Source organism: Arcicella sp. (assembly GCF_964672035.1).
The window spans coordinates 1-5,787 of sequence record NZ_CBABQS010000137.1 but is presented as its reverse complement, the minus strand read 5'-3'; the positions used below and the strand labels follow the sequence as shown (position 1 = coordinate 5,787).

General features: G+C 34.2%; 4 protein-coding genes. 3 read left to right on the top strand and 1 reads right to left on the bottom strand.

What is annotated here, in order from left to right; all coding sequences use genetic code 11:
• The first annotated feature begins 637 nt into the window (after positions 1-637).
• Positions 638-814, top strand: coding sequence for a PDDEXK nuclease domain-containing protein (locus tag AC1W31_RS20165; protein WP_481736300.1), 177 nt, complete (start codon positions 638-640; stop codon positions 812-814).
• A 214-nt stretch (positions 815-1,028) separates the two neighbouring features.
• On the opposite strand, the gene AC1W31_RS20160 is transcribed toward AC1W31_RS20165, so the two are convergent.
• A complete protein-coding gene (locus AC1W31_RS20160; RefSeq protein ID WP_481736299.1) occupies positions 1,029-1,334 on the bottom strand; it encodes a hypothetical protein in 306 nt (101 codons plus the stop codon).
• A 122-nt stretch (positions 1,335-1,456) separates the two neighbouring features.
• Between AC1W31_RS20160 and AC1W31_RS20155 the strand changes: the two genes are divergently transcribed.
• Positions 1,457-5,086, top strand: a complete 3,630-nt coding sequence (locus AC1W31_RS20155; protein ID WP_481736298.1) for a family 78 glycoside hydrolase catalytic domain — start codon at positions 1,457-1,459, stop codon at positions 5,084-5,086.
• Between the two features lie 381 nt (positions 5,087-5,467).
• Positions 5,468-5,662, top strand: a complete 195-nt coding sequence (locus AC1W31_RS20150) for a hypothetical protein (protein WP_481736297.1) — start codon at positions 5,468-5,470, stop codon at positions 5,660-5,662.
• Positions 5,663-5,787: the final 125 nt, after the last annotated feature.

Here is a 5,787-nt window from a genome sequence, read left to right as displayed (position 1 = left end):
AATTGTATTATCATGCCCTCTATATAATATAAAAGAACCATAACGACACAACCCGTTTCTTGAATATCTTATTCTCTCTATTTCTCTACCAATACCTCAAAGAACTCTTCCAATTAAGCCAACTTTTTGACCCAATTAATGTAGCAAACCCCTAAACGCTTACCCCTAAATAATAACCTAATCCCAGGTTCCCTAACCCTCTTTCGTTGTTTGGGAGTGCAAAGTTGCAGGTTTATTTCTAAACCACCAAACTCTAAAGCAAAAAAAAATGAAAATCTTTTAAAGTATCTCCTAATCAATTGAAAATCACCATACTTGTAAAAAAAAAAATAACAAAGAATTAACCAACATAAACCAATCCAAACCAGCTATAACCAAACAAACAATTTTTCCCCCGAATAATACCATTTGTCAAAACCAAAATCCCAACCAAAATCAACACAAATCAATTAAACGAATACGTATTACCAAGCCGTCACTGAAAAAGCGACACTTCCAGCAATCTTATCCCCAGTTTCAATCATATCTTACCCCTAAATCTCCTAACAATTATCCGTACCCCCTTTTGAAACTCCGTAAATAACGCAACAGGATATTGGGCAATTAGATATGTGTGTCTGTGCGTATGTATGATGACTTGGAAAAACACGAGTCCGACAACCCAACCATTGGCATTTTACTCTGTACAGAAACCGATAGCACCATTGCCAAATACTCAGTTTTGAAGGAAAACCAACAACTTTTTGCTACGAAATACTTGCCCTATTTACCCGCTAAAGAAGAACTGATAACGGAAATTGAATGGGAAAAATAATCATTAAACAACAGCTTGGACTATGAAAACAAACTCAGGTTATATATGATGAGCTAATCAAAAGTTCATGAGAAATCCAGCTCTTAAATTTGAGTATTTCAAAACGATTTATTTATTGTATCGACAATATTATTGGAACAAACATGGATGACTGTAGGATTATCCGTAAAAATCAAATTGTATGCAGCAAATTGATTCGAGGACATAGAAAGACTTAAAACAATCCTATATCCTTAATAACCAATTGCTTGGCTTTTGACAAAAAAATATCTCTAAATAATTGAAAATCGTTAAACATGGGTGTCATTTTTCCAAGTACATAACTTTGAAAAGTGCCATCCATGCTGAAATTATTTACAAATTCTTCTAAACTATCGTGTTGAACCCCAAGAATTGGCTTATAATTATCAAGAGCAAGTTCAGCCAGTAGATTATTTTTATCTGCCTGTGATTTGCCTTTTAATTCGTCCAATATTTGAGTAAATAAATTTGGATTTGCTTCTAATAATTGTTTAGCCAACTCCTTTTTACCAATAAAATAATCGTTCTTTACTTGGTTTTAAGTGAGCCCCAAGATTGTACAGGAAAGTATTCTTCCGACAAATGCTTATGTTTATGAATTAATTCTCAACCAAATATCCAATGATTAATCAAAAAAAGACCTTACTTTCTTTATTTTTGTTTGTTTCATTTATCGTAAACGTTTTTGCCAATGTCTCGATCGACAACTTAAAAGTCGATTATCAAGAAAAACCACTGGGAATTGATATTACAAATCCCCATTTCTCTTGGCAAATGAAGGCCTTAGATGCTAAAAGGGGTTATTCCCAAAAAGCCTACCAAATTATAGTTACAGATTCTAAAAATCAAATTTTATGGGATTCTAAAAAAGTTAACGCTAATATTTCGCATGGCATCGAATATGCAGGAACTCCTTTAAAAGCGACCACTCGTTATACTTGGAAAGTAAGCGTTTGGGATAATACCAATAAAATTTCGGGTAATAGTTCTACATTTGAAACAGGATTATTAAACTCCGATATTTCAGCATGGTCGGGAGCCAGTTGGATTGGTGGCGGTGACGAAGATTTGGTGCTTTATTCGCATTATTTATCAGTTTATAAATTTCAATATGGCATTCAGCTCGACAAATCCTCAAATTCTACCAAGGCCGCATTTGTTTTTGGTGGGAATGATTCACGTTTAATGGACAAAGATTTGAATTTGATGGCCATGGAAAATACGCCGAATCAAAGTTATATTTCTTTTGAATTAGATATTTCAAATGTTTCGGAAGCAACTGATGGGCTGGCAAAATTGAATATTTATCGAGTAGGTTACACAAAAAATGATTCGAAAGAAAAACCAATAAAAAGTCTTGAAATTTCACAAACTTTTGTTAATCAGGCAAATAAATACGAGAAGCACAAAGTTTTTGTAGAATGCAATTTTGGTTTATTTGAAATTTACGTTGACGGAGAAGAGAAAGGAAATAGGTTAAATGATAAAGTTGAAGGAAATGCTTCGCCTTTTACGGCTCGTGGTTTTAATCTAAATCCAGTTGGAAGTGGAAATAATTTTATCAGTTTTCCGATGTTGGCCGATATTGGTTTTCAAACTGACGAAAATCAAATTGCTTACTTTTCTGATTTGAATGTAAAAAATTTTCGTTTTCCATCGAACACGTTATTTGCTGAAAAGCTTGATAATCAAATCTATAAGGGCATTTTTAAGTCAAATAAACTAACTATTGAAAATGGAAATTATGTAATAAAAGGGGGTGCTTTGATTTTGGCAAATCCCAGTAAAAATGCGGCTCCGATGCTAAGAACTACATTTTTAACACAAACTAAAGCTATTAAATCGGCTCGCTTGTATGTAACTGCAAGAGGTATTTATGAGTTTTACATGAATGGAAAACGAGTAAGCAATGATTACTTCAATCCAGGTCTGACGCAATATAATAAAAACCACATGTATCAAACGTATGACGTGAAAGATGCCTTGAAACAAGGTGATAAAAATGCCATTGGTGCCTGGTTAAGCGAAGGCTGGTGGAGTGGAAATATCACGTACAGTGGCGATAGTTGGAATTATTTTGGTGATAGACAATCACTTTTGAGCAAATTAGTCATTACGTATTCCGACGATTCTGAACAGATAATTACCTCCAGTCCAACTGATTGGAAGTTTTTCAATGATGGCCCAATTCGGTATGGAAGCTATTTTCAAGGAGAAGTTTACGATGCCAACAAAGAAGTTTTGATTAAAGATTGGTCAACTGCTAACTATGACCCAAATACTTGGAAATCTGCTGTTGAAGTACCCTTAGAAGGGACTACTTATAAAGGTACTTTTACCGACATGATGGGTAGAAAACCATCATTAGAATATAAAGATTTCAAGTTGGTTGGACAAATGGGCGATAATGCTACCATCGTGAAAACGATGATTGCTCAAAAAGTTGAAGAAGTTCGTCCCAAGGTTTTTGTTTATGACATGGCTCAAAATATGGTGGGAGTTCCCCAAATTTTAATTAAAAATGGCCAGAAAGGACAAGTAATTACGATGCGTTACGCCGAAGTAAAATATCCGGATTTGAAAGAATATGGCGAAAATGCAGGTATGGTCATGATGGAAAACATTAGAGCCGCCCTAACGCAAGATGTTTATATTTTAAAAGGTGGCGATGAAATTATTCAGCCAAGATTTACATTTCATGGCTATCGATACCTTGAAATAACAGGAATTGACCAAGCCATTCCAATTACTGATGTTAAAGGTTTGGTAATCAGTTCGGTAAATGAATTGAGTTCAGCTTATGAAACCTCAAACGAATTGGTGAATAAACTTTGGAAAAATATTACCTGGTCTTTGCGTAGTAATTTCCTCTCAATTCCAACGGATACACCTGCCCGAAATGAACGAATGGGGTGGAGCGGAGATATTTCAGTTTTTTCTAAATCTGCAACTTACTTGACAAATTCCGATTTGTTTCTCAGAAGGCACCTTTTAAATATGCGAGATGTGCAAGCTGAAAGCGGCAGATTTACCGATGTGGCTCCAATGGGTGGTGGTTTTGGCGGAACGCTTTGGGGAAGTGCAGGAATAGTAGTGGCTTGGGAAACTTATCAACAATATGGGGATGTTCAGCTTTTAAAGGAACATTATGATGCTATGAAACGCTACATTGTGTTTTTAAATACCAAAGTTGACAAAACGACTGGTATTTTGAATGAAGGGCCATTAGGAGATTGGTTAAGCCCTGAAGGAAACAAAAATGATAATACCGAGTTTTGGATGACCTATTTTGCTTACGATTTGGAAATTATGAATAAAGTGGCAACTATTCTACAAAAAACCGATGATGCAGTTGCTTTCAAAACACAGTATGAAGCAATTAAAAAAACTTTTAATGAGATTTATATGGATAAAACTACCCATAAAACCATTAAATCAGGCGTAAAAATAGCCCGTATGGGACCACCTAATGCAAGAAATGTAGAAGAAAAATCTGACAAAGGCCTTGTGATTGATAGTCAAGCATCTTACGCAATTCCGCTTGATTTGGGTTTATTTAATGAAGAAAATAAGCCTTTTGCTATCAAATATTTGAATGAAGCTATTCTTCGTAAAAACAAAGATGATGAAGGTGCTGAGCATCCTGCCTATTCATTAATGACTGGTTTTATCGGTACAGCTTCTATTTCTGAAGCACTTTCTGAAAATGGAAATCATGCAAATGCTTACCGATTATTGCAACAAAAATCATATCCTTCGTGGTTATATTCAGTAGTTAATGGTGCAACGTCCATTTGGGAACGCCTCAATTCTTACACTGTAGAAAATGGTTTTGGTGGCAATAATTCAATGAATTCTTTTAATCATTACTCATTTGGAGCCATTTCGGCTTGGATGTATAATTATTCATTAGGTATTCAGAGAAGTCCAGAAAAAGCTGCTTTCAAACAAATTATCTTGAAACCGACACCCGACCCTGACAAAGTGATGACTTTTGCCAAAGGTTATTACGATTCAGTTTATGGAAAAATAAATAGCGAATGGCGATATAAAGATGATAAACTAATTTACATTACTGCTATTCCTCCTAATACTTCTGCAATACTTTATTTGCCCGCAAAAGAAGTCCTTCAAGTAAATGAGGGTGGAAAATCGTTAAGACAATCCGTGGGAATAAGCCATATAATGATTGAAAATAGTCAAGTAAAAATGACTTTAACCTCGGGAAATTACACATTTGAAATCAAATAAAATCAGTATTATTTAAGAACAGTTACCAAATTTTCACTTTTAATCCACTTTTATCGTAAATTTTTAGCAATATTTTGCTGGTCAAAAATAACTCATTGTTATCTTCTGTGCTAATATTTTTGCTACGAATTGAAGGGTTAAGGAAACGTTCTAAACATGATTCTTTAATCATAGAAATGTAATTGCCCCACACTATTTAATGTACTCATTTAACACGAGTGCATCAAAAAGTGTGGGGCAAAATATTTTTTATATACTTGGTTAAAAAATTAATGGGTTCAATTGGCCCCCTTAAAATGTTTTTTGAGATTAAACTGAGTTTAAGTAACTACCTTAAAATGATGCGTTTTATTTATAAATGTAATTGCCCCACACTTTTTGATGCTCTCTAACTTTGAGGCAGAGTTGACCGATAAATTAAATAAACAGTCAGAAGAATTTACTGGAAAGTTTGTCAAAATCGTTCAAGAATTATGTGATGTTCACGTAAAAAATCCTTTCGCATCGGGACAAAATTTTTATCATTATGCTTTGCAAAAATTAGGTTTAAGATTTTTTAGACCGACACTTTTATAGTTAAAAAAATAAATGGGGCGATTAATTTGACAAAATAGCCGCCAGACAGTATCATAGCGGCTATTGAAAACATCTAATATCCGCAAAAATATAGAATCGGGTTTAAAAAACCTATACCCCTCAAA